Source organism: Burkholderia sp. lig30, assembly GCF_000687455.2.
Lineage (GTDB): Bacteria > Pseudomonadota > Gammaproteobacteria > Burkholderiales > Burkholderiaceae > Burkholderia.
This window is the reverse complement of record NZ_JGVW01000011.1, coordinates 1-26,886: the sequence shown is the minus strand read 5'-3', so window position 1 is coordinate 26,886 and position 26,886 is coordinate 1. Positions and strand designations below refer to the sequence as shown.

Annotated in this window: 24 protein-coding genes and 1 pseudogene; 1 reads left to right on the top strand and 24 read right to left on the bottom strand. The window is 65.9% G+C overall.

Annotated elements, in window-relative coordinates:
- Positions 1 to 5 precede the first annotated feature (5 nt).
- The gene (locus LIG30_RS00615) at positions 6 to 2,267 is read right to left on the bottom strand and encodes a primosomal protein N' (RefSeq protein WP_038708829.1); all 2,262 of its coding nucleotides are present in this window, start codon (positions 2,265 to 2,267) and stop codon (positions 6 to 8) included.
- Between the two features lie 435 nt (positions 2,268 to 2,702).
- Positions 2,703 to 3,797: a uroporphyrinogen decarboxylase gene (hemE, locus tag LIG30_RS00610; protein ID WP_038708741.1), complete on the bottom strand. Its 1,095-nt coding sequence runs from the start codon at positions 3,795 to 3,797 to the stop codon at positions 2,703 to 2,705.
- Between the two features lie 135 nt (positions 3,798 to 3,932).
- Here hemE and LIG30_RS00605 point away from each other — a divergent pair, with 135 nt between their 5' ends.
- On the top strand, positions 3,933 to 4,715 hold the full coding sequence (locus LIG30_RS00605) for a transporter substrate-binding domain-containing protein (protein ID WP_038708740.1): 783 nt from the start codon (positions 3,933 to 3,935) through the stop codon (positions 4,713 to 4,715).
- Positions 4,716 to 4,734: 19 nt separating this feature from the next.
- On the opposite strand, the gene LIG30_RS00600 is transcribed toward LIG30_RS00605, so the two are convergent.
- The 22 genes and pseudogenes from LIG30_RS00600 to LIG30_RS27575 all read right to left on the bottom strand — a co-directional run.
- A complete protein-coding gene (locus LIG30_RS00600; RefSeq protein WP_051994816.1) occupies positions 4,735 to 5,169 on the bottom strand; it encodes a CoA-binding protein in 435 nt (144 codons plus the stop codon).
- Positions 5,170 to 5,383: 214 nt separating this feature from the next.
- Positions 5,384 to 5,596 (bottom strand): hypothetical protein, encoded by a 213-nt coding sequence (locus tag LIG30_RS27500; RefSeq protein WP_083493836.1) that lies wholly within the window; start codon positions 5,594 to 5,596, stop codon positions 5,384 to 5,386.
- A 58-nt stretch (positions 5,597 to 5,654) separates the two neighbouring features.
- Complete coding sequence (locus LIG30_RS00595) at positions 5,655 to 7,382, bottom strand: AMP-binding protein (protein WP_038708738.1); 1,728 nt, start codon at positions 7,380 to 7,382, stop codon at positions 5,655 to 5,657.
- A 162-nt stretch (positions 7,383 to 7,544) separates the two neighbouring features.
- A complete protein-coding gene (locus LIG30_RS00590) occupies positions 7,545 to 7,970 on the bottom strand; it encodes a F0F1 ATP synthase subunit epsilon (RefSeq protein WP_038708737.1) in 426 nt (141 codons plus the stop codon).
- Positions 7,971 to 8,165: 195 nt separating this feature from the next.
- On the bottom strand, positions 8,166 to 9,560 hold the full coding sequence (gene atpD / locus LIG30_RS00585) for a F0F1 ATP synthase subunit beta (protein ID WP_038708736.1): 1,395 nt from the start codon (positions 9,558 to 9,560) through the stop codon (positions 8,166 to 8,168).
- An 88-nt stretch (positions 9,561 to 9,648) separates the two neighbouring features.
- Positions 9,649 to 10,524, bottom strand: a complete 876-nt coding sequence (atpG, locus tag LIG30_RS00580) for a F0F1 ATP synthase subunit gamma (protein WP_038708733.1) — start codon at positions 10,522 to 10,524, stop codon at positions 9,649 to 9,651.
- Between the two features lie 71 nt (positions 10,525 to 10,595).
- Positions 10,596 to 12,137, bottom strand: a complete 1,542-nt coding sequence (gene atpA, locus LIG30_RS00575; RefSeq protein ID WP_038708731.1) for a F0F1 ATP synthase subunit alpha — start codon at positions 12,135 to 12,137, stop codon at positions 10,596 to 10,598.
- Positions 12,138 to 12,181: 44 nt separating this feature from the next.
- Entirely contained in the window at positions 12,182 to 12,721 is a 540-nt protein-coding gene (locus LIG30_RS00570) for a F0F1 ATP synthase subunit delta (RefSeq protein ID WP_038708728.1), read from the bottom strand.
- Between the two features lie 2 nt (positions 12,722 to 12,723).
- Positions 12,724 to 13,194, bottom strand: a complete 471-nt coding sequence (locus LIG30_RS00565; RefSeq protein ID WP_038708727.1) for a F0F1 ATP synthase subunit B — start codon at positions 13,192 to 13,194, stop codon at positions 12,724 to 12,726.
- 127 nt (positions 13,195 to 13,321) lie between these two features.
- Positions 13,322 to 13,591 carry a F0F1 ATP synthase subunit C gene (atpE, locus tag LIG30_RS00560; RefSeq protein ID WP_006482730.1) on the bottom strand — a complete coding sequence of 90 codons (270 nt, stop codon included), beginning with the start codon at positions 13,589 to 13,591 and terminating at the stop codon, positions 13,322 to 13,324.
- 75 nt (positions 13,592 to 13,666) lie between these two features.
- Positions 13,667 to 14,518, bottom strand: a complete 852-nt coding sequence (atpB, locus tag LIG30_RS00555) for a F0F1 ATP synthase subunit A (protein WP_038708724.1) — start codon at positions 14,516 to 14,518, stop codon at positions 13,667 to 13,669.
- Between the two features lie 110 nt (positions 14,519 to 14,628).
- Positions 14,629 to 15,156, bottom strand: coding sequence for an ATP synthase subunit I (locus tag LIG30_RS00550; protein WP_038708722.1), 528 nt, complete (start codon positions 15,154 to 15,156; stop codon positions 14,629 to 14,631).
- A 263-nt stretch (positions 15,157 to 15,419) separates the two neighbouring features.
- Complete coding sequence (locus LIG30_RS00545) at positions 15,420 to 16,550, bottom strand: SLC13 family permease (RefSeq protein ID WP_038708721.1); 1,131 nt, start codon at positions 16,548 to 16,550, stop codon at positions 15,420 to 15,422.
- A gap of 10 nt (positions 16,551 to 16,560) precedes the next feature.
- Positions 16,561 to 17,454, bottom strand: a complete 894-nt coding sequence (locus LIG30_RS00540) for a ParB/RepB/Spo0J family partition protein (RefSeq protein WP_038708825.1) — start codon at positions 17,452 to 17,454, stop codon at positions 16,561 to 16,563.
- Positions 17,455 to 17,492: 38 nt separating this feature from the next.
- Positions 17,493 to 18,263 (bottom strand): ParA family protein, encoded by a 771-nt coding sequence (locus tag LIG30_RS00535; protein WP_038708720.1) that lies wholly within the window; start codon positions 18,261 to 18,263, stop codon positions 17,493 to 17,495.
- A 52-nt stretch (positions 18,264 to 18,315) separates the two neighbouring features.
- Complete coding sequence (gene rsmG, locus LIG30_RS00530) at positions 18,316 to 19,002, bottom strand: 16S rRNA (guanine(527)-N(7))-methyltransferase RsmG (RefSeq protein WP_038708718.1); 687 nt, start codon at positions 19,000 to 19,002, stop codon at positions 18,316 to 18,318.
- On the bottom strand, positions 18,999 to 20,969 hold the full coding sequence (gene mnmG / locus LIG30_RS00525; protein WP_038708715.1) for a tRNA uridine-5-carboxymethylaminomethyl(34) synthesis enzyme MnmG: 1,971 nt from the start codon (positions 20,967 to 20,969) through the stop codon (positions 18,999 to 19,001). The genes rsmG and mnmG overlap by 4 nt, the downstream gene beginning before the upstream one ends.
- 160 nt (positions 20,970 to 21,129) lie before the next feature.
- A complete protein-coding gene (locus tag LIG30_RS00520; RefSeq protein ID WP_038708823.1) occupies positions 21,130 to 21,885 on the bottom strand; it encodes an ABC transporter ATP-binding protein in 756 nt (251 codons plus the stop codon).
- Positions 21,885 to 23,669, bottom strand: a complete 1,785-nt coding sequence (locus LIG30_RS00515) for a branched-chain amino acid ABC transporter ATP-binding protein/permease (RefSeq protein ID WP_051994811.1) — start codon at positions 23,667 to 23,669, stop codon at positions 21,885 to 21,887. Before LIG30_RS00515 ends, LIG30_RS00520 begins: the two co-directional genes overlap by 1 nt.
- A gap of 4 nt (positions 23,670 to 23,673) precedes the next feature.
- Positions 23,674 to 24,729 carry a branched-chain amino acid ABC transporter permease gene (locus LIG30_RS00510; RefSeq protein ID WP_038708712.1) on the bottom strand — a complete coding sequence of 352 codons (1,056 nt, stop codon included), beginning with the start codon at positions 24,727 to 24,729 and terminating at the stop codon, positions 23,674 to 23,676.
- Between the two features lie 179 nt (positions 24,730 to 24,908).
- Positions 24,909 to 26,066, bottom strand: a complete 1,158-nt coding sequence (locus LIG30_RS00505; RefSeq protein ID WP_038708711.1) for an ABC transporter substrate-binding protein — start codon at positions 26,064 to 26,066, stop codon at positions 24,909 to 24,911.
- A gap of 435 nt (positions 26,067 to 26,501) precedes the next feature.
- Positions 26,502 to 26,657 (bottom strand): annotated as a pseudogene (locus LIG30_RS27575) (ABC transporter substrate-binding protein); the annotation flags it as partial.
- Positions 26,658 to 26,886 lie beyond the last annotated feature (229 nt).

Below are 26,886 nucleotides of genomic sequence, written 5' to 3'. Positions count from 1 at the left end.
CCCCGTCAGATATCGAGCGGATCGACCTCGACGCTCCAGCGCAGCACGCCCTTCAGCGCGCGCAGCGCCGGCTGCCACGCGCGCAGCGCATGCTGCAGCGCGGCCCGCGACGCGCTTTCGAGCAGCAGTTGCGCGCGATGGACGTTCGCGACCTTGACGATCGTCATCGGCACCGCGTCGTAGACGGTCACGCGGTCCGCGCCGGGCAGGCCCGGCAGCGCCGCCGCCGCGTGCTGGAGAAACGCGAGCGCCGCTTCCAGCGTGCGCCCTTCCGCGCGCAGCAGCGCCTGGTAGACGAACGGTGGCAGGTGCGCATCACGCCGCTCGCCGAGCGTCGCGTTCGCGAAGCCAACGTAATCGTGCCGCGCCAGCGCGTGATACAGCGCGTGGCGCGGATAGCGCGTCTGCACCAGTACCTCGCCGGGCAGCCCCGCCCGCCCTGCGCGCCCGCTGACCTGCATCAGCTGCGCGAACATCCGCTCGCTCGCGCGGAAGTCGTGCGAGAACAGCGCCGTGTCGGCATTGAGCACGCCGACGAGCGACACGCGCTGGAAATCGTGTCCTTTCGCAATCATCTGCGTGCCGACGAGGATGTCGACCTCGCCCGCATGCACGTCCGAAAACAACGCCTGCGCGCTGCCCTTGCGGCGCGTGCTATCCGCGTCGATCCGCAGGATGCGCGCGCCGGGCACCGCGTCGGCAAGCGTCTCCTCCACGCGTTGCGTGCCGCGCCCGAGCGGCGCGATGTCGACGTTGCCGCACTCCGGGCACGCGTGCGGGATGCGCGATTCCCAGCCGCAATGGTGGCAGCGCAGCGCATGCTCGGGCTTGTGCAGCACGACGTACGCACTGCAGCGCGTGCAGCCGGCCACCCAGCCGCACGCGTCGCACGCGAGCGCGGGCGCATAGCCGCGCCGGTTCAGGAACACGAGGCTCTGCTCGCCGCGCGCGAGCCGCGCCTTCAGCGCCGCGACGAGCGGCCCGGACAGCCCGCCCGTCGACGCGCGGCCGCGCCGCCGCTCCTCCTCCAGGTCGATCAGCCGCACGGTCGGCAGCACCGCCTCGGCGACCGCGCGCCGCGACAGCGTGAGCCGCGTGTAGCGGCCCTGCTCGGCCTGCCACCAGCTCTCCAGCGACGGCGTCGCCGAGCCGAGCACGACCGGGATGCCGAGCTGCTTCGCGCGCCATACGGCGAGGTCGCGCGCCGAGTAGCGCAGCCCCTCCTGCTGCTTGTACGCCGGCTCGTGCTCCTCGTCGACGACGATCAGCGCAAGCGCGGGCAGCGACGCCAGCACCGCGAGCCGGGTGCCGAGCACGATCCGCGCGCGCGCCGTGTGCGCGGCGAGCCAGTTGCGTGCGCGCTCGCCTTCCGCGAGGCCGCTGTGCAACGTGACGATCGCGTCCGGCGCGAGCGTGCCGGAAAAGCGCGCGCGAAACGCGGCCTCGAATTGCGGGGTCAGGTTGATTTCCGGGACGAGCACCAGCGCCTGTGCGCCGGGCCGCGCGTCGAGCAGCGACGCGAGCGCATGCAGATAGACCTCGGTCTTGCCGCTGCCCGTCACGCCATGCAGCAGGAACGGCGCGAAGCCCTGCGCGGCGCGGATCGCGTCGAGCGCCTCGGCCTGCTGGTCGGTCAGTTGCGGCGACGCCGCGCGGCCGGACGCGGGCGCAGCGTCATCGGCAACCGGCATCGCATTCGCGTCTGCCCAGCCGATCTCCTCGACGGCGACCCAGCCGCGCGCCGCCCAGTCGTCGAGCGTCGCCACGGCTTTCGGATGCAGCGCGCGCGCATCGGGCAGCGTCAGCATATCGGCGTCGGCCAGCGCCTGCGCGAGACGCCGCAACGCGGCCGCGCGCGCCGGCAGCGCATCGGGCAGCGCCGCGCGGCCCGCGCCGGTCAGGCAGTAGCGGACCTCTGGCGCGAGCAGGCGCCCCCACCGCCCGGCGTCGCGCAGCGCCTGCGGCAGCGCCGGCAGCGCGACTTCGCCGCGGCCGCGCTGGTAGTAATCGGCGGCGAACGACACGAGATCGAGCCATTCGCGCGACAGCGGCGGCAGCTCGGCGCACACGGATTCGACCGCGCGCAGCCGTCCGGCCGGCACGTCGGTGTGAGCGGACACTTCGCAGACGAGCCCGACCGCGAGCCGCTTGCCGAACGGCACCTGCACGAGGGTGCCGGGCACGGGCGCCGGCTGCACGTCGCAGCGGTAGTCGAACAGGGTCGCGAGCGGATGATCGAGCGCGACCCGCAGGTAGCGGCCCTCCATCAGTGCCGCGCGTCCGTCGGGCGCGTACTGCACACGTAGAACGCGGAAGCCGCCAGTTGAACGAAAAACATCAGATTCGGCGCTAAGTTATGGCTTCGCATTAGGAATCGCCGCATACCCGCCCGGCCTGTGGATAACTTTGTTAAGAACTTGCCCTCTATCGCGCGCAGAGCGCGCCGGGCCGCGCCTGTCGCTGCTTTTGCCCGCTCCCGTGCGGCGGGCGCAAAGCCTTATTCCATAAGGCTGCTATCCCAATTCCCACACCATGGCGAGACAATCGGACCGATTAAGTGCTCTACCGCGCTGCAACGAACAAAATGTGCATAAGTCAAGTCTTGACAAGCATCGGAGCACCCGCCGGGGCGGGGTTGCGCCCTGCTTGACACAGGGCGCGCAACCGCGTCATGCCGCGCTGCAGCATGACGCCGCTTGCAATCAGCGCGCGGCCTGGCTACGGATCGCGCGGCTGTGCGTGTGCACTTCGTCGACCAGTTCCGCGACGTGCTCGGGCGGCGTGAACTGCGAGATGCCGTGCCCGAGGTTGAACACGTGGCCCGGATGATTGCCGTAGCTGTCGAGCACCGCGCGCGCTTCGGCGCGGATCACGGCGGGCGGCGCAAACAGGATCGTCGGATCGAGGTTGCCCTGCAACGCGACACGGCCGGCGACGCGCTCGCGCGCCGCGCCGACGTTCACCGTCCAGTCGAGCCCCACCGCGTCGACGCCCGTCGATGCGATCTCCTCCAGCCACAGGCCGCCGCCCTTCGTGAACGTGATGACCGGCACGCGCGCGCCGTCGTGATCGCGCTTCAGCTGCGCGACCACGCGCCGGATGTAGTCGAGCGAGTAGCGCTGATACGCACCGTCGGCCAGCGCGCCGCCCCAGGTATCGAAAATCATCACGGCCTGCGCGCCCGCCTCGATCTGCGCATTCAGATAGGCAGCGACCGCCTGCGCGTTGACATCGAGGATGCGGTGCATCAGGTCCGGCCGCGCATAGGCCATCGATTTCACGGTGCGGAAGTCGTCCGAGCCGCCGCCTTCGACCATGTAGCACGCGAGCGTCCACGGGCTGCCGGAAAAGCCGATCAGCGGCACGCGCTGACGGCCTTGCGCGTCGGTGAGCGCGCGGCGGATCTCGCGGACCGCGTCGGTCACGTAGCCGAGCGTCGCGCCGATGTCCGGCACCGCGAGCTTCGCGACGTCGGCCTCGGTACGCACCGGATGCGCGAACTTCGGCCCTTCGCCGGCCGCGAAATCGAGGCCGAGGCCCATCGCGTCGGGAATCGTCAGGATGTCCGAGAACAGGATCGCCGCATCGAGCGGGAAGCGTTCGAGCGGCTGCAGCGTCACCTCGGTCGCGTAATCGGGGTTCTTCGCGAGGCCGAGGAAGCTGCCGGCGCGCGCGCGCGTCGCGTTGTATTCCGGCAGGTAGCGGCCCGCCTGGCGCATCAGCCAGATCGGCGTGTAGTCGGTCGGCTCGCGCAGCAGCGCGCGCAGGAAGGTGTCGTTCAGGAGAGTATGGGCCACGATGGAAGGCGACGTCGCGAAGGCAAAAGCGCATTTTACCGGACGGGGGCCGCGTCCCGTGGCGGCCATATGACGCGCGCGATGGCTCCGTTATGATCTGACACGCATATCAATGGAGACGACGGAGGAACACCGATGAGACGATGGGCGACGATTGTCGCGGCGACGCTGCTGTGCGGCGCGGCCCACGCGGACACGGGCAGCGGCGCGGCCGCCGGGTCGCGGCTCGACGACGTGCTCGCGCGCGGCACGCTGCGCGTCTGCACGACGGGCGACTACAAGCCGTATACGTATTACCGCGCCGACGGCGCATTCGAGGGCATCGACATCGACATGGCCGACTCGCTGGCGCGCGCGCTCGGCGTGAAGTCGGAGTACGTGCGGACGAGCTGGCCGACGCTGACCGCCGATTTCGTCGCGAAGTGCGACATCGCGGTGGGCGGTGTCTCGACGACGCTCGAGCGCCAGAAGCGCGCGTTCTTCACGCAGCCGTACATCACCGACGGCAAGACGCCGATCGTGCGCTGCGCGGACGTCGACACATACCAGACGATCGCGCAGATCGACCGGCCGGAGACGCGCGTGATCGTGAACCCGGGCGGCACCAACGAGCGCTTCGCGAAGCAGCATTTCACGCACGCGAACCTCACCGTCTACCCGGACAACGTAACGATTTTCAAACAAATTCTCGCCGGCCGCGCCGACGTGATGGTCACCGACGCGTCCGAGACGCGCCTGCAGCACAAACTGAACCCGGGCCTGTGCCCGGTGCATCCGGACCAGCCGTTCCAGTTCGGCGAAAAGGCCTACATGGTGCCGCGCGGCGACGTGGTGTTCCAGCAATACGTCGACCAATGGTTGCACCTGTCGCTCGCCAGCGGCGAATTCCAGGCGATCGCGGACAAGTGGCTGAAGTGAGCGCTGCGCGGCATCGGCGTCAGTCGAGGCCGAGCCGCCGGTGCTCGATCTTCAGACAGCGGTCCATCACGACGTCGAGCCCTGCCGCACGCGCCCGCGCGGCGGCGGCCTCGTCGATCACGTCGAGCTGCAGCCACAGCGACGCGGCGCCGATCGAGATCGCCTCGTCGGCGACCGCCGCCACTTCGGACGATTTGCGGAACACGTCGACCATCGCGATCGCGGCGCCCTCGCGCGCCAGCGCGGCCGCGGCGGCAGTCAGCGACGGATGGCAGCGCTCGCCGAGCACACGCTTGCCGTCGAGCACCGGATTGACCGGCACGATCCTGTAACCGGCGCGCTGCATGTATTCGGCCACGCCGTGACTTGCACGGTGAGGTTTATCCGAAAGGCCGACTACCGCGATCACGCGATCGCGTTTCAAAATCTTTCTGATGATTGCGTCGTCTTGCATCGATTCGTCGGCGCGATGAATTTTTTCGCGTGTAAAAACGGGATTCGTCGAGCCTAACACGCGCGAAAATCGCATTGCGCGCACGCCATGAAAACCTTCAGCGAAATCTTGGTAAAAATGACCCGCCCAGTATCCCGAAAAACAGCAAAAAATCCCGCAGAGCCTTATCTGGTGGGCGTTACAACCTGAAACACTTTGTTACCGCGATCGCGCATCAATTCGCCCACAATGGGTTCCACGGTTTCAACACGGATGCGCTCTCGTGTGCCGAGTGTGAGCGGACACGAAGCGCTGCGAGAACGTCGGTCTCGTACCGAATCCCTACCCTGGGGCATCCGTGTTGGAGTCGTGTTCGGCCTACGCCGATACGTTCCATCTTTGGTCTCCTCGCGCTAACCCCGTAGCGTGTGGTTTTTAGCGGGCTTATGAGCCCGCTTTTTTTCTTTTCGCCGCAGAAAAAAAGACGGCCCGCAGGCCGTCGGCGCTCACGCGGTTTTCTGCAGGCTCAACCGCAGGTCGTCGATCATGCGCTGCCGCATGATGAACTTCTGCACCTTGCCCGTCACCGTCATCGGCAGCTCGTCGACGAAACGGATGTAGCGCGGGATCTTGTAGTGCGCGATCTGCCCCTGGCAGAACGCACGCACGTCGTCCTCCGTCATCTGCTCGCCCGCGCGCAGCACGATCCACGCGCAGACTTCCTCGCCATACTTGGTGTCGGGCACGCCGAACACCTGCGCGCTCTGAATCTTCGGATGACGAAACAGGAACTCCTCGATCTCGCGCGGATAGATGTTCTCGCCGCCGCGAATCAGCATGTCCTTCAGGCGGCCGACGATGTTGCAATACCCGTTCTCGTCGATCGTCGCGAGGTCGCCCGTGTGCATCCAGCCGTCGACCAGCACCTCGCGCGTCTTCGCGTCGTCGTCCCAGTAGCCGAGCATCACCGAATAGCCCTTCGTGCACAGCTCGCCCGTCACGCCGACCGGCACGGTCTCGCCCGTCGGATCGACGATCTTCACCTCGAGATGCGGCTGGATGCGGCCGACCGTCGTCGTGCGCTTCTCGAGCGGGTCGGTCGTCGCGCTCTGGAACGACACCGGGCTCGTTTCCGTCATGCCGTACGCGATCGTCACCTCGGCCATGTGCATCTGCGACACGACGCGCTTCATTGTCTCGATCGGGCACGGCGAGCCCGCCATGATGCCGGTGCGCAGCGTCGAGAGGTCATAGCGCGCGAAGTCCGGATGATCGAGCTCCGCGATGAACATCGTCGGCACGCCGTGCAGCGCGGTGCAGCGCTCGTCGGCGACGGCGGCCAGCGTCGCGGCCGGATCGAACGCCTCGCCCGGAAACACCATCTTCGCGCCGGAAGACACGCAGGCGAGCACCGCGAGCACCATGCCGAAGCAGTGATACAGCGGCACCGGAATGCAGAGCCCGTCCGCTTCGGTGAAGCGCATCGCGCTGGCGATCGAGCGCGCGTTGTTGACGACGTTGCGATGCGTGAGCGTCGCACCCTTCGGGCTGCCCGTCGTGCCGCTCGTGAACTGGATGTTGATCGGATCGGCCGACGCGAGCGTCGCGCCGATCGCATCGAGCGCCGCGGTGTCGACCGACTCGCGGCCGCGCGCCATCACGTCGGCGAAACGGAACATGCCGGCGGGCGCGGCATCGCCCATCGACACGACCGTGCGCAGCGCCGGCGCGCGCGCCGCGTGCAGGTCGCCCGGCGTGGCGCTCGCCAGCTCCGGCGCGATGGTCTGGATCATCTCGACGTAGGCGGACGACTTGAAACGCTCCGCCGCGATCAGCGCCTTGCAGCCGACCTTGTTCAGCGCGTATTCGAGTTCGGCGAGCCGGTAGGCGGGGTTGATGTTGACGAGGACCGCGCCGATCCGCGCGGTCGCGAACTGCGTGAGCAGCCATTCGCTGCGATTCGGCGACCAGATGCCGACGCGATCGCCGCTGACGATGCCGAGCGCCGTGAGGCCGGCGGCCAGCACATTGACCTCGTCGGCGAATTCACGCCAGGTCCAGCGCACGCCCTGCTCGCGAAACACCACGGCCGGACGATCGGGGAAACGGTGAACGGTATCGAGCAGGAACCGGCCGATCGTCGCTTCGGAAAGCGGCACGTCGGCGGCGCCGCGCACGTAGGAAAGCCCGTCCGCGGGCGCAATCAGCGCCCCCACGCCTGAATCTGCAGCCATGAATGTCTCCGAGAGGGTTTTGTTTCGGTGTCGTTTTACGGATTATTCTGCCACCCGCTTACCCCACTCTGACATCGATTGTTACCCGCAAGATGAAATCGCACGGTCGGACGAAAAAAAAAGCAGCCCGAAGGCTGCTTTCTTTCGCATGAAGCGTGAGCTTCAGTGCCGGCCGCGCAGTTTCGCGAGACGCTGGATCGCTTCGAGCTGCGCCATCGCGGTCGCAAGCTCGGATTGAGCCTTCGCGAGGTCGAGATCCGACTTCGCGTTCTGCAGCGTTTCCTCGGCGCGCTTCCGTGCTTCCTCGGCCTTCGCCGAGTCGAGATCCTTGCCGCGGATCGCGGTGTCGGCGAGCACCGTCACGGCGCCCGGCTGCACTTCGAGAATGCCGCCTGCGACGAACACGAATTCCTCGTGGCCGTTCTCGACTTCGATGCGCACCGCACCCGGACGAATCCGCGTGATCAGCGGCGTGTGGCCCGGCAGAATGCCCAGCTCACCCGCTTCGCCCGGCAGCGCGACGAATTTCGCCTGGCCCGAGAAGATCTGCTCTTCCGCGCTGACGACGTCTACTTTGATGGTTGCCATATCGACTCCTGTCGGCGAGTTAGCGCTGATGTCGGCCGGCGCGGGTGCTTCAGCACTCGCGCCAGTCGCATGCTTCGCGCTCTCGTCCCATGCAAGGCAGGTTGAGCGTATTACGTGGGCGCCCGTCCGCGAAACGCCGCCGAAACGCGGCAGCCTTCGCGGACGCGAAGGCGCCCGCAGCTTTACACCCGACCTTTACTGGATCTTCTTGGCCTTTTCGAAGGCTTCGTCGATCGTGCCGACCATGTAGAACGCCTGTTCCGGCAGGTGATCGCACTCGCCGTCGACGATCATCTTGAAGCCACGGATCGTTTCCTTCAGCGGCACGTACTTGCCCGGCGAGCCCGTGAACACTTCAGCGACGTGGAACGGCTGCGACAGGAAACGCTGGATCTTGCGCGCACGCGCGACCGACAGCTTGTCTTCCGGCGCCAGTTCGTCCATGCCCAGAATCGCGATGATGTCGCGCAGTTCCTTGTAGCGCTGCAGCGTCTGCTGAACGCGACGGGTGATCGTGTAGTGCTCTTCGCCGATCACATTCGGGTCGATCTGGCGCGACGTCGAGTCGAGCGGGTCGACCGCCGGGTAGATACCCAGCGAAGCGATGTCACGCGACAGAACGACGGTTGCGTCCAGGTGGCCGAAGGTGGTCGCCGGCGACGGGTCGGTCAAGTCATCCGCAGGGACGTACACGGCCTGAACCGACGTGATCGAGCCCTTCTTGGTCGACGTGATGCGCTCTTGCAGCTTGCCCATTTCTTCAGCCAGCGTCGGCTGATAGCCCACTGCCGACGGCATACGGCCGAGCAGTGCCGACACTTCGGTACCGGCCAGCGTGAAACGGTAGATGTTGTCGACGAAGAACAGCACGTCGAGGCCTTCGTCACGGAAGTGCTCGGCCATCGTCAGGCCGGTCAGCGCGACGCGCAGACGGTTGCCCGGCGGCTCGTTCATCTGGCCGTACACCAGCGCGACCTTGTCGAGAACGTTCGAGTCCTTCATTTCGTGGTAGAAGTCGTTCCCTTCACGGGTACGCTCGCCCACGCCCGCGAACACGGAGTAACCGCCGTGCTCCTTCGCGATGTTGTTGATGAGCTCCATCATGTTGACGGTCTTGCCCACGCCTGCACCACCGAACAGACCGACCTTGCCGCCCTTTGCGAACGGGCAGATCAAGTCAATGACCTTGATGCCCGTTTCGAGCAGTTCGGTCGACGGCGACAGTTCGTCGAACGCCGGCGCCTTCTGGTGGATCGAGCGGGTGTGTTCGCTCACGATCGGGCCAGCCTCGTCGATCGGACGGCCGAGCACGTCCATGATCCGGCCGAGGGTCGGCTTGCCGACCGGCACCGAAATCGGCTGTTTCGTGTTCTTCACCGTCAGACCGCGGCGCAGGCCGTCGGATGCACCCAGACAGATGGTGCGGACCACGCCGTCGCCCAGCTGCTGCTGGACTTCGAGCGTCAGTTCCGAGCCTTCCAGAATGAGCGCGTCGTAGATCTTCGGCATGCTTTCGCGCGGGAATTCCACGTCGATAACGGCGCCGATGCACTGTACGATCTTGCCTTCTACCAAAGCAGCAGTACTCATCGCTTTTCCTTTAAATACCTGATTCTTGACTCGCGCAAAGGCGCGGTTCGAGTCGCCCGGGCGGATGCCGCCCGGTTAAGGCGCGCGCTTAAACAGCAGCAGCGCCGCCGACGATCTCCGACAGTTCCTTCGTGATCGCGGCCTGACGGCTCTTGTTGTACGACAGCTGAAGCTCGCCGATCACCGTCTTCGCGTTGTCCGAAGCGGCCTTCATCGCGACCATCCGCGCCGATTGTTCCGACGCCATGTTTTCCGCGACGGCCTGGTACACCAGCGCTTCGACGTAACGCACGAGCAGTTCGTCGACGACTGCCTGCGCGTCCGGCTCGTAGATGTAGTCCCACGACGTGGCCGGCGTGCCTTCGCTCGCTTCGAAATGCTCCGACGACAGCGGCAGCAGCTGTTCGATCACCGCTTCCTGCTTCATCGTGTTGACGAAGCGCGTGTACGCGAGATAAACCGCCGACAGCTTGCCTTCCGAGTACAGATCGAGCTGCGTCTTCACCGCGCCGATCAGCTTGTCGAGGTGCGGCGTGTCGCCCATGTGGACGACCTGCGAGATCACCTTCGCGCCGAAACGATTCAGGAACCCGAGGCCCTTGCTGCCGATCGCGGTTGCGTCGACCTTCTGGCCCTTGTCTTCCAGCTCCTTGAACTTCTGCACCGTGGCGCGCAGCACGTTCGTGTTCAGACCGCCGCACAGGCCCTTGTCCGTCGTGACGAGGATGATGCCGGCCGTCTTCGCGCCTTCGTTTGCCACCATGAACGGGTGGCGGTACTCCGGGTTCGCGCGGCTCATGTGCGCGGCGATGGCGCGGACCTTGTCCGCATACGGGCGGGCAGCACGCATGCGTTCCTGGGCGCGGCGCATCTTCGATGCCGCAACCATTTCCATCGCCTTCGTGATCTTGCGCGTGTTTTGCACGCTCTTGATCTTGCCGCGAATTTCCTTCATTCCAGCCATAGCTTGCTCCTTGACCGAAGCGGTGCGGGCGCGTTACGCGGCCCGCACCGCTTCAAGGTGTCCCTCGCGGATCAATAAGCACCCGACTTCTTGAAGGATTCGATCGCCGCGCGCAGCGCGCCTTCGTCATCCTTCGAGAGATCCTTGGTGTCTTCGATGCGCTTGATCAGGTCAGCGTGGCTGGTCTTCAGGAATTCGCGCAGGCCCTTCTCGAACGGCAGCACGTCCTTGACGTCGAGGTCGTCGAGGTAGCCGTTGTTCGCCGCGAACAGCGAGACGGCCAGTTCCCACACCTGCAGCGGCTGGTACTGCGGCTGCTTCAGCAGTTCCGTCACGCGGCGGCCGCGCTCGAGCTGCTTGCGGGTCGCTTCGTCGAGATCCGATGCGAACTGCGCGAACGCAGCCAGCTCACGGTACTGCGCGAGGTCGGTACGGATACCGCCCGACAGCTTCTTCACGACCTTCGTCTGAGCGGCGCCACCGACACGCGACACCGACACGCCGGCGTTGATTGCCGGGCGGATGCCTGCGTTGAACAGGTCGGTTTCCAGGAAGATCTGGCCGTCGGTGATCGAGATCACGTTCGTCGGAACGAACGCGGTCACGTCGCCTGCCTGCGTTTCGATGACCGGCAGCGCCGTCAGCGAACCGCTCTTGCCCTTCACTTCGCCGTTCGTGAACTTCTCGACGTACTCTTCCGAGACACGAGCCGCACGCTCGAGCAGACGCGAGTGCAGATAGAACACGTCGCCCGGGTACGCTTCACGGCCCGGCGGGCGGCGCAGCAGCAGCGAGATCTGACGGTATGCCCAGGCTTGCTTGGTCAAGTCGTCATAAATGATCAGCGCGTCCTGGCCGCGATCGCGGAAGTATTCGCCCATCGTGCAGCCGGCGTACGGCGCGAGGTACTGCATCGCTGCCGAATCCGAAGCCGAAGCGGCGACGACGATCGTGTACTCCATCGCGCCGGTTTCTTCGAGCTTGCGCACCACGTTCATGATCGACGAAGCCTTCTGGCCGATCGCGACGTAGATACAGACCAGGTCCTTGCCCTTCTGGTTGATGATCGTGTCGATCGCCACCGCGGTCTTGCCGCACTGACGGTCGCCGATGATCAGCTCACGCTGGCCGCGGCCGATCGGCACCATCGCGTCGATCGACTTCAGGCCGGTCTGCACCGGCTGCGACACCGACTTGCGCCAGATCACGCCCGGGGCGATCTTTTCGATCGCGTCGGTCAGCTTCGCGTTGATCGGGCCCTTGCCGTCGATCGGGTTGCCGAGCGCATCGACCACGCGGCCGATGAGTTCCGGGCCGACCGGGACTTCCAGAATGCGGCCCGTCGTCTTGACGATGTCGCCTTCGGAGATGTGTTCGTATTCGCCGAGAATCACCGCGCCGACCGAGTCGCGCTCGAGGTTCAGCGCGAGGCCATACGTGTTGCCCGGGAATTCGAGCATTTCGCCCTGCATCACGTCCGACAGGCCGTGGATGCGCACGATACCGTCGGTCACGGAGATCACGGTACCCTGGTTGCGAACGTCTGCGCTCGCTTCAAGGCCCTGGATCCGGCTCTTGATCAGCTCGCTGATCTCAGAGGGATTGAGTTGCATTATTCGCTCCTGATAGTCAATTCTGTTGCGTGCCGGCGTTGCGCTCAGGCGGTCAAGGCAGCCTGCATCGATGCAAGGCGCGCGCGAACCGAGGTGTCGAGCACTTCGTCGCCGACCGTCACGCGCACGCCGCCGATCAGCGACGAATCGACTTCGATCGTCGGATTCAGCTTGCGCTTGAACTTGCGTTCGAGGCTGGAAAGGAGACCGTCGAGATCGGCTCCGTTCAGCGGGAATGCGCTGACGATGGTTGCGTCGGCGGCGCCTTCACGCGCGTTTTTCAGCTCGTCGAACTGCGTGGCGATTTCCGGCAGCAGCGCGATGCGATGATTGTCGACCAGCATCTGCACGAAGTTCTTCGCTTCGGCACCGGCCGCGAGCGGCGACTTGAGCGCCGCGAGCAGCAGCTCGGCCACTTGCGCGCGGGTCACCTTCGGGCTCGACGCGACGGACAACACTTCGGGCAGACGCGCAACCTGAGCCAGCTCTTGCACGAGCGTGGACCAGGCGGCGATGTCACCTCCCTCGGCCACGCGGAACAGCGCTTCAGCGTAAGGGCGGGCGATGGTTGCAAGTTCGGCCATGATCAGAGCTCGGCTTTCAGTTGATTCAGCAGTTCGGCGTGGGCCTTTTGATCGACTTCGCGCTTCAGGATCTGCTCGGCGCCCTTCACGGCCAGCGTGGCGACTTCGCCGCGCAGCGCTTCGCGCGCCTTGACGATTTGCTGTTCGGCTTCCGCCTTCGCCTGGGCGATGATGCGGGAGGCTTCAGCCTGGGCGTTGACCTTGATTTCGTCGGCGACCGCCTGGGCACGCTTTTCAGCGTCGGCGATGCGCTGCTGGCCGTCGTTGCGGGCCTGCGAGAGTTCCTGGTCCACGCGCTTGTGCGCTGCTTCGAGTTCCGCCTTGCCCTTTTCCGCGGCGGCGAGGCCGTCAGCGATCTTCTTCGAGCGCTCGTCGAGGGCGTTGATCAACGGCGGCCACACGAATTTCATCGTGAACCACGCGAGGACCAGGAACACGACCATTTGCGCAAACAGAGTTGCGTTGAGATTCACGGTGTTTCCTTATCTGCTATTCCGGAAAAATGAAACGGTAAGGCGCTCATCGAGTTGCATTCGATCAGCGCCCCAGTCTCCGTTCCGCCCTGCGCCGGCTATGCCGCGCGCATATTTCCGGGGAACCTTAGCCTGCGAGCTTCGACAGGAGCGGGTTCGCGAACGCGAACAGCATTGCGACACCGACACCGATCAGGAATGCTGCGTCGATCAGGCCAGCCAGCAGGAACATCTTCGTTTGCAGCGGGTTGATCAGCTCGGGCTGACGTGCGCACGCTTCGATGTACTTGCCGCCCATCAGCGCGATACCGATACAGGCGCCGATTGCACCCAGGCCGATGATGATGCCGATACCGATGGCGGTCAGACCCTGGATGTTGGCGATGTAAGCTTGCATGATCACTCCTTATTGAAAAGACTTGGAACTGAGATTTAAAAAACTAAAACGAAGACTCTTTGTTGCACGCCGCGCTTAGTGCGTGTCGTGCGCCTGGCCGAGATACACCAGCGTCAGCATCATGAAAATGAATGCCTGCAACAGAACAATCAGGATGTGGAAGATTGCCCAGACGCTGCCTGCGATCACATGCCCGATGAAGCCGAGGAACGACGCGTCGCCGCCGAAGCTCCACATGCTGCCGAGCAGGGCGATCAGCAGGAACACCAGCTCGCCCGCGTACATGTTGCCGAACAACCGCATGCCGAGCGAGACGGTCTTTGCGACGTATTCGACGATGTTGAGCGCGAGGTTCGGAATCCACAGGGCCGGGTGAGCACCGAACGGTGCCGACAGCAGCTCATGCACGAAACCGCCTGCGCCCTTGATCTTGATGCTGTAGTAGATCATCAGGACGAACACGCCGAGCGCGATGCCGAGCGTACCGTTCAGGTCCGCGGTCGGGACGATGCGATGGTGGGAAATGACGCCCGACAGACCCAGCACCTGGATCACGCGGCCCGGCAGGTCGACCGGGAGGAAGTCGAGGGCGTTCATCAGTGCGACCCACACGAACACGGTGAGCGCGAGCGGTGCGATGAACGTGCGGTTGCCGTGGACGATCGCCTTCGACTGGTCTTCGACCATCTCGACGAGCATCTCGATCGCGCACTGGAAGCGGCCCGGCACGCCCGACGTCGCCTTGCGGGCGGCGAGGCGCAGCAGCACGAAGGTAATCAGGCCACACACGATCGACCAGAACAGCGTGTCGATGTTCCAGACGTGCAGATCGAAGATCGACGTCTGATGCGAGGTGGAGAAATTCTGCAAGTGGTGCGCAATGTACTCGGACGGATCCGGACCACGCGTGCCTTCGCTAGCTGCCATATCGTTAATGCCACCCAAATTGTCGAAAATCGTTTTGCGCGATCCCGCAATACTCCATTGCGGGAACACGTCGGCGCGATTCCATGTCGAAACCGCGCGCTGCTTATTCTTTACCGCCAGGCCAGCGCGATCCAGTACGTCTTCAGCACGACGAGGTAGGTGACGAGGAGCGGCACCCAGTGAACCCCGGCATAGCCGAACGCCACTGCGGCGAACATCCCGATCGTCACGCCGAGCTTCAGGGCTTCGCCCGCCACCCAGCTCATCACGGTGGCCGTGCCACCTGCCTTCATTCGCGCCACGAACAACGCACTCGGCACCCAGCCGATCGCTCCGCCCAGAAACGCCGATTGCGCAGCGGCGCCCGGCGACTTCGAAAACAGCCACCACGCCAGCGTTGCAACCAGGGACAAGGCCACCTGCGCGATCACCACCTGGTAAGGCGTGACGCGCGACGGCCGACTCACGCCCGGACCGAACAGCCTTTCAGCTTCGGCCCGCGTGAGCGGAACGATGTTGTCGTCTTGCTGCTCGGCATCCCAGTCGTCGCCGGTGGATTCGCGCCGCTCGCCGGCCGCTGAAGCGGTGCGTTGCGCGCGGTGATCGTCGTGCCTTTCGTTCGGCGCCTGACCCGCCATCGCAGTCTTCCGCAAAATCCTGAATCCAGCCCCGAGCTTTCTTCAAGCTTTCAGGGTGCCTAGCTAACAAATCCGGGCGATTGTAAGCGATAGTTGCAAGTGATTCAAGGCTTTAGACACGACAAAAACCACCGTAAAACGCCGCCTCATGATGTGAAAAATGCGATAAACCACGACGTACGATGACAGTTGTAAGGTCGCTTTTTTGCACCCGTATTTCGCGGGCGAAAAAAGTGCGTGCCGCTCGCCCGGCGCGGCGTCGTTCAGCCGTGACGAAGCAGCCAGGCACCGATCGCCGCGCTCGCGAGACCGAACGGAATCGATGCGAGGTGAAACGGCAGCCACATGCGCGGCTCCCGGGCGAGGCGCACCGCGATCAGGTTCGCGAGGGAACCGATCGCCAGGCCGAAGCCGCCGACCGATACGCCGAACGCGAGTGCGCGCCAGTCGCGCGTGAACTCGGACAGCAGGATCGCCGCCGGCACGTTGCTGATGCCCTGCGACAGCAACGTGCCTGCCGCGAACACCCGCAGCGGCGAGTCGAGCCGCGCGTGCGCGATCGCGTCGTGCACCGCGGGCAGCGCGGCGGCGCGGCGTAGCACGACGAACATCAGCACGAAGATCACGAGCAGCAGCCAGTCGATAGTCAGGACAGCATTGCGTCGCACGACCAGCAGCACGGCCGCGACCGCGACGAGGCCCGGCACGGCGTGATGCGCGTCCGCGAGCCACACGAACGCGCCGAACAGCAGCGCGGCAACGAGCGCCTGGGCGCGTTGCACCGGCAGTGCGGTGACATCGCCCGACAGGTCGAGCGGCCTCGGGCGGAACGCGCAGGCCGTCACGGCGAGCAGCACCGCCATCGTCGCGCCGGCGAGCGGCCCGAGGGTGAGCACGAAACGGCCGAACGACACACCGCTCAACTGCCAGAGGAAGAGATTCTGAGGATTGCCGAACGGCGTCGCGATCGACCCCGCGTTGACCGCGAGCGCGACGACGATCACGAGGCGCCTGAACGGCAGCGGCGTCAGCGCGCGCAGCGACACCATCAGCGGAACGACGACGAACAGCGCGACATCGTTGGTGAGCCATGTCGCGAGCGCGGCCGCGAATACGGTCAGCAGCAAGGCGAGCGCACGCTCGGATCGCACGCGGTGCACGATGTGGTGCGCGAGCCACGTCAGGCATCCCGACAATTCGAGCGCCTTCGTCAGCATCAGCAGGCCGGCGAGCGTCGCGACCGTCTGCCCGTCGACCCGGCCGGCGAGCGTCGCAAGTGGTTGCGGGCGCAGCCATTGCAGCGCGAGCAGGCCCGCGATCAACGCCGACAGGACAGGCTCCTGCGCGACCCGGCCGAGCCACCGGCGCGGCGCCGACGCCCCCGTGTCGTCCATCTGCAGTGCCTTACTCGTCCGCGGTGACGTTGCCCCGCAGCCGCGCGAGGATGCCTTCGAGCGCGTCGAGATCGCCGAAGTCGATCGTCACCTGCCCTCGCCCGCGGCGGCCCAGCTTGATCTTCACCGTCGACGCCAACAGGTCGGACAACTCCTCTTCGAGACGGCGCGTATCCCGGCCGCCGTCGTCCTTGGCGCGCGCCTTCACCGCCGGCGCTTCCTTCGTCGTCTGCGTGACCAGCTTCTCGGTTTCACGCACCGACATGCGCTTGTTGACGACCTGGTGCGCGAGCGTGATCTGCGTCGCGGCATCGACGGCGAGCAGCGCGCGCGCGTGGCCCATGTCGAGATCGCCGGCGAGCAGCATTGTCTGCACCGGCGCCGCGAGGTTCAGCAGGCGCAGCAGGTTCGACACCGCGCTGCGCGAGCGGCCGACGGATTCGGCCGCCTGCTCGTGCGTGAAATGAAATTCGTCGAGCAGGCGCTGGATGCCGTGCGCCTCTTCGAGCGGATTCAGATCCTCGCGCTGAATGTTCTCGATCAGCGCCATCGCCGCGGCCGCCTGATCGGAGACGTCCTTCACCAGCACCGGCACTTCGTTGAGACCGGCGAGGCGCGCCGCGCGGAAACGGCGCTCGCCCGCGATGATCTCGTATTTGTCTGATGAAATGGGCCTCACCAGGATCGGCTGCATCACGCCCTGTGCGCGAATGCTTGCCGCCAGCTCCTGCAGGCTGCCCTCGTCCATGCGGGTCCGCGGCTGGTACTTGCCGGCCTGCAGCTTGGCGAGCGCGAGCGTGTTCGGTGCGCCGTCGATCTTCACCACTTCGGTGATGTCGGCACTGCCACCGAGCAGCGCCTCGAGGCCGCGCCCCAACCCTTTCTTCTTTGCAACCGCGTTCATGTTGTTCTTCCTCGCTTCGCTCGTCGTAGGGTCCCGGCTCACAGCGTGCGCACCCGCTCGATCATTTCGGCGCCGAACTGGAGATAAGCCTGCGCGCCGCGCGAGTTGCGGTCGAAAATGACGCCCGGCAGCCCGTAGCTCGGCGCTTCCGCGAGGCGCACATTGCGGGGAATCACCGCGTCGAACACCTTGTCGCCGAAGTGCGACTTCAGTTGGTCGGAGACTTGCTGCTGCAACGTGATGCGCGGATCGAACATCACCCGCAACAGGCCGATCACCTTCAGCTCGCGGTTCATGTTCGCGTGCACCTGCTTGACCGTGTTGACGAGATCCGACAGGCCCTCCAGCGCGAAATACTCGCACTGCATCGGGATCACGACGCCGTGCGCCGCGCACAGGCCGTTCAGCGTCAGCAGCGACAGCGCCGGCGGGCAATCGATCAGCACGAAGTCGTAGTCGTCGTCGACGCGCTCGAGCGCCGCCTTCAACTGACGCTCGCGATTCTCGACGCCGACCAGCTCGATTTCCGCGCCGGACAGCTCGCGATTCGCCGGCAGCACGTCGTACGTCACCGATTCCGGCCGCACCCGCACGTCCGACACCGACGCGCCGTCGACCAGCACTTCATAGACTGTCGTTTCGCATTCGGCCTTGTCGACGCCACTGCCCATCGTCGCATTGCCTTGCGGGTCGAGATCGATCAGCAGGACGCGTTGATCCTGCGCTGCGAGGCTCGCGGCGAGGTTGACCGTGGTCGTCGTCTTGCCGACGCCCCCCTTCTGGTTCGCAACGCAGAAGATCTTTGCCATCGTTGGTGTGTCCTTCTTTACTTCAATCAATCGGGCGCCGTTCGGCGCGCCGTCAAATCGCCTCGTCGACGGCGACTTCGATCAGATGCCGTTCGGCATCGAGCATCGGAACCGCCAGACGAATGGTCTGTTTCATGTGGCTGCCCGACGGCAGCCGTGCAATCTCGTCGTCGGGGTGCACGCCCTTCATCGCCCAGATCCCGCCGCCCGGCGCAACCAGATGCCGCGCAAGTGTAACGAAGTCGGCGAGATCCGCGAATGCCCGCGACACGATCACGTCGAATTTTTCCGGCACCTCGACGCCCGGCTGCAGCGTTTCGACGCGCCCGGTCACGACGGACAGGTTCGCGAGCTTCAGTTCGGCCTTGGTCTGCGTCTGGAACGCGGACTTCTTGTGAACGATGTCGTTGAGCGTGATCTGCCAGTCCGGCAGTACGATCGCCAGCACGATGCCCGGCAGCCCTCCGCCCGAACCGACATCGAGCACGCGGGACGGCCCGCGCCCGCGCAGATGGGGAACGATCGCCAGCGAATCGAGAATGTGCTGGATCAGCATTTGCCGCGGGTCGCGGATCGCGGTCAGGTTATAGACCGCGTTCCATTTCGCGAGCAGCGCCACATAGTCGAGCAACTGCTCGCGCTGCGCGTCCGTCAACGCCACGCCCAAAGCGTTCGCGCCTTCGAGCAGCATCGTTTCGAGCGTGTCCCGGCTTGCCACCGGTGCGCGCCGCGCCGTCATTGCTGCGTCGGGACGACGTCGTCCCCCTGATCTGCTGCCGGCTCCACCGCCCCGTCGCGGCGGCCGAGGCCGCGGCGCTTCAGGTGAACCATCAGCAGCGAGATCGCCGCCGGCGTCACGCCCGAGATGCGCGACGCCTGGCCGATCGTCTCCGGACGGAACTGGTTCAGCTTCTGGCTCACTTCGAACGACAAGCCGCGCACGTCGCGGTAATCGATCTCGGCCGGCAGCCGCGTGTTCTCGTTCGCACCGTTGCGCTCGATCTCGCCCGCCTGACGCTCGATGTAGCCCTGATATTTGATGCCGATCTCGATCTGCTCCTCGATCTGCGCGCGCAGCACCGGATCGTCGGACAGCGGCTCGGCCGGCCCGCACTCGCCGCCGCGCAGCCCGCACACGGCTTCGTAGCTGACGCCCGGCCGGCGCAACAACTCGGCCAGGCTGTATTCGTGGTCGATCGCCTTGCCGAGCACCGCGGTCGCTTCATCCGCGGGCAGCGTCTTCGGCGTTACCCACGTCGATTTCAAGCGCTCGGTTTCACGTGAAACAGCGTCGCGCTTCCGGCAGAACGCATCCCAACGCACGTCGTCCACCACGCCCAGTTCGCGACCGATTTCGGTCAGGCGCATGTCGGCGTTGTCCTCACGCAGGCTCAGCCGGTACTCGGCGCGGCTCGTGAACATCCGGTACGGCTCGGACACGCCGCGCGTGACCAGATCGTCGACGAGCACGCCCAGATAGGCCTGGTCGCGGCGCGGGCACCACGCGTCCTTTTCCTGCACGTAGCGGCCCGCGTTGATGCCGGCCAGCAGACCTTGCGCGGCGGCTTCTTCGTAGCCGGTCGTCCCGTTGATCTGCCCCGCGAAGAACAGGCCGTTGATCGCCTTGCTCTCCAGCGATGCCTTCAACCCGCGCGGGTCGAAATAGTCATACTCGATCGCATAGCCGGGGCGCAGGATGTGCGCCTGCTCCAGGCCGCGCATCGAGTGCACCAGATCCAGCTGAACGTCGAACGGCAGGCTCGTCGAAATCCCGTTCGGATAGAACTCGTTCGTCGTCAGCCCTTCCGGCTCCAGGAAGATCTGGTGCGAATCCTTCGACGCGAACCGGTGGATCTTGTCCTCGATCGACGGGCAGTAACGCGGCCCCACGCCTTCGATCACGCCGGTGTACATCGGGGAACGGTCGAGGCCGCTGCGAATGATGTCGTGCGTGCGCTCGTTCGTGTGCGTGACCCAGCACGGCATTTGCTGCGGATGCTGTTCCGCACGGCCCAGGAACGAGAACACCGGGATCGGGTCCAGATCGCCCGGCTGCTCTTCGAGCTTCGAGAAGTCGATCGTGCGCCCGTCGATCCGCGGAGGCGTGCCGGTCTTCAGCCGGCCTTGCGGCAGCTTCAGCTCCTTGAGGCGTGCCGACAGCGACACCGCCGCCGGATCGCCCGCGCGGCCGCCCGTGTAGTTGTTCAGGCCGACGTGAATCTTGCCGTCGAGGAAGGTGCCGGCCGTCAGCACGACCGCGCGCGACCGGAAGCGAATGCCAATCTGCGTGACGGCGCCGACCACCCGGTCGCCTTCGACGATCAGGTCGTCGACCGCCTGCTGGAACAGCCACAGGTTAGGCTGATTCTCGAGGCGGTGGCGAATCGCCGCCTTGTACAGGATGCGGTCGGCCTGTGCGCGCGTCGCACGCACCGCCGGCCCTTTCGACGAATTGAGGATCCGGAACTGGATCCCGCTTTCATCCGTCGCGGCCGCCATCGCGCCGCCCAACGCGTCGACTTCCTTGACCAGATGGCCCTTGCCAATGCCGCCGATCGACGGATTGCAGCTCATCTGGCCCAAGGTTTCGATGTTGTGCGTCAAAAGCAGCGTCTTCGCGCCCATGCGGGCGGACGCCAAAGCGGCTTCCGTGCCGGCATGACCGCCGCCGACGACGATTACGTCAAATTCAATGGGATAAAGCATGGCAGACGTCGCGCAGGACTACGCACGAACCTTTCTCAGAAATGTATGGGGCGAATTATAACGGGTTCGGATTTGACCCGAATCTTGCCCGAACGGCAGACAAACAAAAACGGCGTGTTTCACGTGAAACACGCCGTCGCTTTGATGCCGAAAACGGCGATCAGGCGGTCTTTTTCGCCAGGCCCAGGTAGGTTTCGATTACCTGTGGATTCTGTGCCAGCTCGGCCGCCCGCCCCTCGAGCGCGAACTCGCCGGTTTCCAGCACGTAGCCGTAATCGGAGATCTGCAGCGCAGCCCGGGCATTCTGCTCGATCAGCAGCGTCGCGACGCCGCTGCCGCGCAACGCGCTGATGATATGAAAAATCTCCTTCACGATCAACGGCGCGAGACCCAGGCTCGGCTCGTCGAGCATCAGCAGATCCGGCTTGCCCATCAGCGCGCGGCCGACCGCGAGCATCTGGCGCTCGCCGCCGGACAGCGTGCCGGCCGCCTGGTTGCGGCGTTCCCTCAGGCGGGGAAACAGCGCGAACACGTGATCGAGCTGGTCCAGGAAATTGGCCTCCCCGGCCTGCTTGCGCCGGTATGCGCCCAGCACGAGGTTGTCCTCCACCGACATCGTGCTGAACAGTTCGCGCTTCTCCGGCACCAGGCACATGCCGCGCGCGACGCGCTGCTCGACCGGCAGCATGCCGACGTCGGCGCCGCGATACACGATCGCGCCCGACGCATGGCCCGTCACCGGCAGCGCACCCATGATCGCATTGAGGAGCGTCGACTTGCCCGCCCCGTTCGGGCCGATCACGCTGACGATCTGGCCCGCACGCACCTTGATCGCCGCGCCGTGCAGCGCCTCCACCTTGCCGTACCTGACCGACAGCCCGCTCACCTCGAGAATCGGCATCGTTGCATTCGTCATCATTCCACCCCGCCGAGATACGCTTCCAGCACCGCCGGGTCCTGCTGCACCTCCTGCGGCAAGCCTTCCGCGATGCGCGTGCCGAACTCCATCACCACCAGCCGATCGGTGAGGTTCATCACAAAGTCCATGTCGTGTTCGACCAGCAGCACGCTCATTCCCTCCGATTTCAGCCGGCGCAACAAGTCCGCCAACTGCTGCTTCTCCTTGTAACGCAGGCCGGCCGCCGGCTCGTCGAGCAGCAGCAGCGTCGGATCGCAGCACAGCGCGCGGGCGATCTCGAGAATTCGTTGCTGGCCGAGCGCGAGGCTGCCGGCTTCGTCATACATATGGCTTTCAAGCCCGACACGGCGAATCTGGCGCGCCGCCTCGGCGAGCAGCTGCGCCTCCTCGTGCGCATTGAGCCGCGCGATGCTGCGCCACACGCCGGTCGAGCCGCGCAGATGCGCGCCGATCGCGACGTTCTCCAGCACCGTCATCCCGGGCAGCAGCTTCACGTGCTGGAACGTGCGACCGATCCCCCGGCTGACGATCTCGCGCGACGTCAGGCCGTCGATCCGTTCGCCGCGGAACGTGATCTTGCCGCCGGTCGGCTGCAGCACGCCGGTCACGAGGTTGAACGTGGTCGACTTGCCCGCGCCGTTCGGCCCGATCAGGCCGACGATCTGCCCGGCCTTCACGTCGAAGCTGACGTCGTTGACCGCCACCAGCCCGCCGAACTGCTTGCGCGCGTGGTCGACGACGAGCAGCGGCTCGCCGGTCGCCGGCTTGCTGCGCTGCGGCAAAGGATCGGCGTGGTGCGGCACCTGCGCACGCTGCCCGCGCGGGAACAGCTTCGCGACGAACGGCCATACGCCCTGCCGCGCGTACTGCAGCAGCAGCACCATCAGCACGCCGAACACGATCACCTCGAAGTTGCCTTCCGAGCCGAGCAGCTTCGGCAGCAGCGTCTGCAGGTAATCCTGCAGTACGGTGAGGAGCGCCGCGCCGAGCACCGCGCCCCACACGTGCGCGACGCCGCCCACCACCGCCATGAACAGGAATTCGATCCCGTGGTTCAGGCCGAACGGCGTCGGGTTCACCGCGCGCTGCAGATGCGCGTACAGGAAGCCGGAGATCGCCGCGAGCACCGCCGCGTAGACGAAGATCACGACGCGCATCCACGCGGTGTTCACGCCCATCGCCTCGGCCATCACGCCGCCGCCGCGCAGCGCGCGGATCGCGCGGCCCGGCCGGCTGTTCAGCAGGTTCTGCACCGACAGGACCGCGCCGAGCACCACCGCCCAGATCAGGAAATACAGGCTGCGGCCGCTGTCCAGCACGATGCCGAACACGTTCAGCGCCGGAATGCCGTTGATGCCGTCGTACTTGCCGAGCAGCTCCAGATTGCCGAACAGGTAGAACAGCGCGAGCCCCCACGCGATCGTGCCGAGCGGCAGGAAGTGGCCGGACAGCCGCATCGTCACCATGCCCAGCAGCAGCGCGACGAGCGCCGTCAGCGCGATGCCGACGAGCAGCGCGAGCCATGGCGACACCCCGTAGCGCGTCGTCAGGTACGCGGTCGCATACGCGCCGACGCCGACGAACGCCGCCTGCCCGAAGCTCGTCATCCCGCCGACCCCCGTCAGCAGCACCAGCCCGATCGCGACGATCGCGTAGAGGCCGATGTAGTTCAGCAGCGTGATCCAGTATTCGGGCACCCGCACCGCGCCGGGTAGCACCGGCAGCGTGAACAGCACCACGAGAAACAGCCAGAACGTCTTGTTGCGCAATAGCGTCTTCATCGCGTCACTCCTCGTCCTCTTCCGCATGCGGCATCGCGAAGCTCCGCCACAGCAGCACCGGGATGATCAGCGTGAACACGATCACCTCCTTGTATGCGCTCGCCCAGAACGACGAATACGATTCGAGCACGCCGACCAGCAGCGACCCCGCCGCCGCGAGCGGATAGCTGATCAGCCCGCCGACGATCGCGCCGACGAAGCCCTTCAGGCCGATCAGGAAGCCGGAGTCGTAATAGATCGTCGTCAGCGGCCCGGCGAGGATGCCTGACAGCACGCCGAGGCCCGCCGCGAGCGTGAACGCGAGCCGCCCCGCCTGCGTGGTGCCGATGCCGACGAGCCGGGCGCCGAGCCGGTTCACCGACGTCGCGCGCAGCGCCTTGCCGGCGATCGTGCGGCCGAAGTACAGGTACAGCGCGGCGATCAGCACGAGCGCGGTGCCGACCACCCACACGCTTTGCAGCGACACCGTCAGGCTGCCGGCCGACAGCGACGCGTCGGAGAACGCCGTGGTGCGCGAGCCTTCCGCGCCGAACATCACGAGCCCGAGGCCGACCATCGCGAAATGCACGGCGACCGACACGATCAGCAGCAGCAGCGTCGTCGCCTCGGCGATCGGCTGATAGACGAGCCGGTACACGAACGGCCCCATCGGCACGACGATCGCGAGCGTCAGCGCGATCTGCGCGAGCATCGGCAGCGGCTGCGCGGCGACGCTGCGCGTGACCGCCAGCACCGCGAGCGGCATCAGCACGTAGCGGCTGCCGAGCGTCGTCAGCGTGCGGCCGAGCTGATGGCGCCGCTCGCGATGACGGATCAGCCCGCCCGCTTCGAGCAGGAAGCATGCGATGCCCATCACGAACAGCAGCCAGCAGGTGGCGGGAAATTTCTGCGCCTGCAACGCAGCCAGCGTCAGCGCACCGTAGGCGACGAATTCGCCCTGGGGAATGAAGATCACCCGCGTGACGGAAAACACGAGCACCAGCGCCAGCGAGAGCAAGGCGTAGATGGCGCCGGTCGTGATGCCGTCCTGCGCGAGGATCGCCGCAATAGAGAGATCCATACCGTTTCTTGTATCGAGAATGCTTCGAGGAATATCGCCCGAAAGCCGGCGCATCGCGCGGCCGCCCGGCGCGGCTCTTTCACGTGGAACGTCGCCGCGCGGCGCGCGAGACATCAGGCCGGCGAGCCGGCGACGGCGCGCATGAGGGCCTCGCCGTCATGCGCGCCGCATCGTGGCGCTCACTCCGCCTGCAGCTTCCACTTGCCGTCGACGATCTGCACCATCACGCGCGCGCGGTTGTCGAAGCCGTTGTGGTCGCCCGGCGTCATGTTGACCACGCCGTGCGAGACCGGCAGATCCTTGACGTTCTCGAGCGCGACGCGCAGCGCGTCACGGAACCCCTCGGTGCCGGGCTGGGCCTTCTTCAGCGCCTCGGGAATCGCGCGCTGCAGCAGCTGGCCCGCATCCCAGGCATGCGCGCCGAAGGTGGACAGCGAACCCGCGCCGTAGGTCTTCTCGTAGGCCGCCTTGTACGCCTGCGACGGCTTCTTCACCGGGTTCGAATCCGGCAGCTGGTCGGTCACGAGCACCGGCCCGGTGGGCAGGATCTCGCCGTCGCAATCCTTGCCGCACACGCGCAGGAAGTCGTTGTTCGCGACGCCATGCGTCTGGTACACGTGCCCCTTGTAGCCGCGCTCCTTCAGCGCCTTGGCCGGCAGCGCCGCCGGCGTGCCCGCGCCCGCGATCAGCACCGCGTCGGGATTCGCGCCGAGCGTCTTCAGCACCTGCCCCGTCACCGACGCGTCGGTGCGGTTGTAGCGCTCGTTCGTCACGACCTTGATGCCGTTCGCCGCGGCCGCCGCGTTGAACACGTTGTACCAGCCGTCGCCGTATGCGTCGGCGAAGCCGATGAAGCCGACCGTCTTCACGCCATGCTTCGCCATGTAGCCGGCGATCGCGTCGGCCATCAGTCGGTCGTTCTGCGGCGTCTTGAACATCCACGCGCGCTTCGCATCCATCGGCCCGATGATCTGCGCGCTCGCGGCGAGCGCGATCGTCGGCGTCTTGCCTTGAGAAACCGGGTCGATCATCGCGAGCGAATTCGGCGTGACGGACGAACCGATGATCGCGTCGACGTGATCCTCGTCGATCAGCTTGCGCACGTTCTGCACCGCGCGGCTCGTGTCGGACGCGTCGTCGAGCACGATGTACTGCACGCTCTTGCCGCCGATCTCCTTCGGCAGCAGCGCGATCGTGTTCTTTTCCGGAATGCCGAGCGATGCGGCCGGCCCGGTGGCCGACAGCGTCACGCCGATCTTCACCTGCGCCGACGCCACCGTGGCACCGCATGCCAGACCCGCCGCGAGCGCGGCCCCCATCCATCGATTCATTTTCATTGCGTGTCTCCAAACGCTGCGCGAAAAATCCGCTGGTCGATCCGGCTTGGCGCCGGCTCCTCAATCTAATAATCGTGCGCCATCGCGCCTACGCTCGTTTTCCCGCGACGAGCCGAAGGCGCAGGCGTGCCTGCCCTGCCCGCGCGCCTGCGCGGCGCGCGTCCTGCTGCCGACAAAACGCGCGTCAGCCGACACGCGCTTTCCGTGGATGCGATGCGTAACGTGTAACGTGTATTGAGTAATGCGTGCGCGCTAGCGAACCCACTGCCAGCGGCCGTCGACGATCTGCACCATCCCGCTCGCGCGCTCGTCGAGACCGGCGTGGTCGGTCGCGCTCAGGTTGAAGACGCCGTGTGACGCCGCGACGTCACGGCCTGGCTCGAGCCCGCGCGGCAGCGCGTCGCGAAATGCCGGCGTGCCAGGTTGCGCCGTGTTCAGCGCGATCGTGTTCTTCTCCGGAATGCCGAGCGACGCCGCGGGACCGGTCGCGGACAGCGTCACGCCGATCTTCACGTCGGCCGCCGCCGGCAGCGACCATCCGGCAGCACACGCCGCCACCCCGATACCGATCCATCGCCACGCGTTGCTCATGAAACCCGTCTCCGTCGTCTGCATTGTGTTTGTTCGAGGACTGCCGGCTGCTTTTCCCGACCGCACGGTCGGTGAAAGGCGAGTGTAACGGACGCGTACGACGCGTGCCAACCGGGTAAGCCCGGAGAACGCGCGGATGCGTGCACGCGACGCATCATCGCGAGAACGGCGTGGCGAAGCCTGCCGGACGGCAAACGGGCAAACGGGACGGTCTGGCGGTCTGGCGGTC

Excerpts from the sequence above, each read along its gene's own strand:
- atpE (WP_006482730.1), bottom strand. The coding sequence starts at position 13,591 with ATGCAAGCTTACATCGCCAACATCCAGGGTCTGACCGCCATCGGTATC.
- LIG30_RS00590 (WP_038708737.1), bottom strand. The coding sequence starts at position 7,970 with ATGGCAACCATCAAAGTAGACGTCGTCAGCGCGGAAGAGCAGATCTTC.
- rsmG (WP_038708718.1), bottom strand. The coding sequence starts at position 19,002 with ATGACGGCGCGGCGCGCACCGGTGGCAAGCCGGGACACGCTCGAAACG.
- LIG30_RS00600 (WP_051994816.1), bottom strand. The coding sequence starts at position 5,169 with ATGCAAGACGACGCAATCATCAGAAAGATTTTGAAACGCGATCGCGTG.
- atpA (WP_038708731.1), bottom strand. The coding sequence starts at position 12,137 with ATGCAACTCAATCCCTCTGAGATCAGCGAGCTGATCAAGAGCCGGATC.
- LIG30_RS00515 (WP_051994811.1), bottom strand. The coding sequence starts at position 23,669 with ATGAAGACGCTATTGCGCAACAAGACGTTCTGGCTGTTTCTCGTGGTG.
- LIG30_RS00595 (WP_038708738.1), bottom strand. The coding sequence starts at position 7,382 with ATGGCTGCAGATTCAGGCGTGGGGGCGCTGATTGCGCCCGCGGACGGG.
- atpB (WP_038708724.1), bottom strand. The coding sequence starts at position 14,518 with ATGGCAGCTAGCGAAGGCACGCGTGGTCCGGATCCGTCCGAGTACATT.
- LIG30_RS00510 (WP_038708712.1), bottom strand. The coding sequence starts at position 24,729 with ATGGATCTCTCTATTGCGGCGATCCTCGCGCAGGACGGCATCACGACC.
- LIG30_RS00505 (WP_038708711.1), bottom strand. The coding sequence starts at position 26,066 with ATGAAAATGAATCGATGGATGGGGGCCGCGCTCGCGGCGGGTCTGGCA.
- atpG (WP_038708733.1), bottom strand. The coding sequence starts at position 10,524 with ATGGCTGGAATGAAGGAAATTCGCGGCAAGATCAAGAGCGTGCAAAAC.
- LIG30_RS00545 (WP_038708721.1), bottom strand. The coding sequence starts at position 16,550 with ATGGACGACACGGGGGCGTCGGCGCCGCGCCGGTGGCTCGGCCGGGTC.
- LIG30_RS00535 (WP_038708720.1), bottom strand. The coding sequence starts at position 18,263 with ATGGCAAAGATCTTCTGCGTTGCGAACCAGAAGGGGGGCGTCGGCAAG.
- atpD (WP_038708736.1), bottom strand. The coding sequence starts at position 9,560 with ATGAGTACTGCTGCTTTGGTAGAAGGCAAGATCGTACAGTGCATCGGC.
- LIG30_RS00570 (WP_038708728.1), bottom strand. The coding sequence starts at position 12,721 with ATGGCCGAACTTGCAACCATCGCCCGCCCTTACGCTGAAGCGCTGTTC.
- LIG30_RS00615 (WP_038708829.1), bottom strand. The coding sequence starts at position 2,267 with ATGGAGGGCCGCTACCTGCGGGTCGCGCTCGATCATCCGCTCGCGACC.
- LIG30_RS00540 (WP_038708825.1), bottom strand. The coding sequence starts at position 17,454 with ATGAACGCGGTTGCAAAGAAGAAAGGGTTGGGGCGCGGCCTCGAGGCG.
- LIG30_RS00605 (WP_038708740.1), top strand. The coding sequence starts at position 3,933 with ATGAGACGATGGGCGACGATTGTCGCGGCGACGCTGCTGTGCGGCGCG.
- LIG30_RS00550 (WP_038708722.1), bottom strand. The coding sequence starts at position 15,156 with ATGGCGGGTCAGGCGCCGAACGAAAGGCACGACGATCACCGCGCGCAA.
- LIG30_RS00520 (WP_038708823.1), bottom strand. The coding sequence starts at position 21,885 with ATGACGAATGCAACGATGCCGATTCTCGAGGTGAGCGGGCTGTCGGTC.
- mnmG (WP_038708715.1), bottom strand. The coding sequence starts at position 20,969 with ATGCTTTATCCCATTGAATTTGACGTAATCGTCGTCGGCGGCGGTCAT.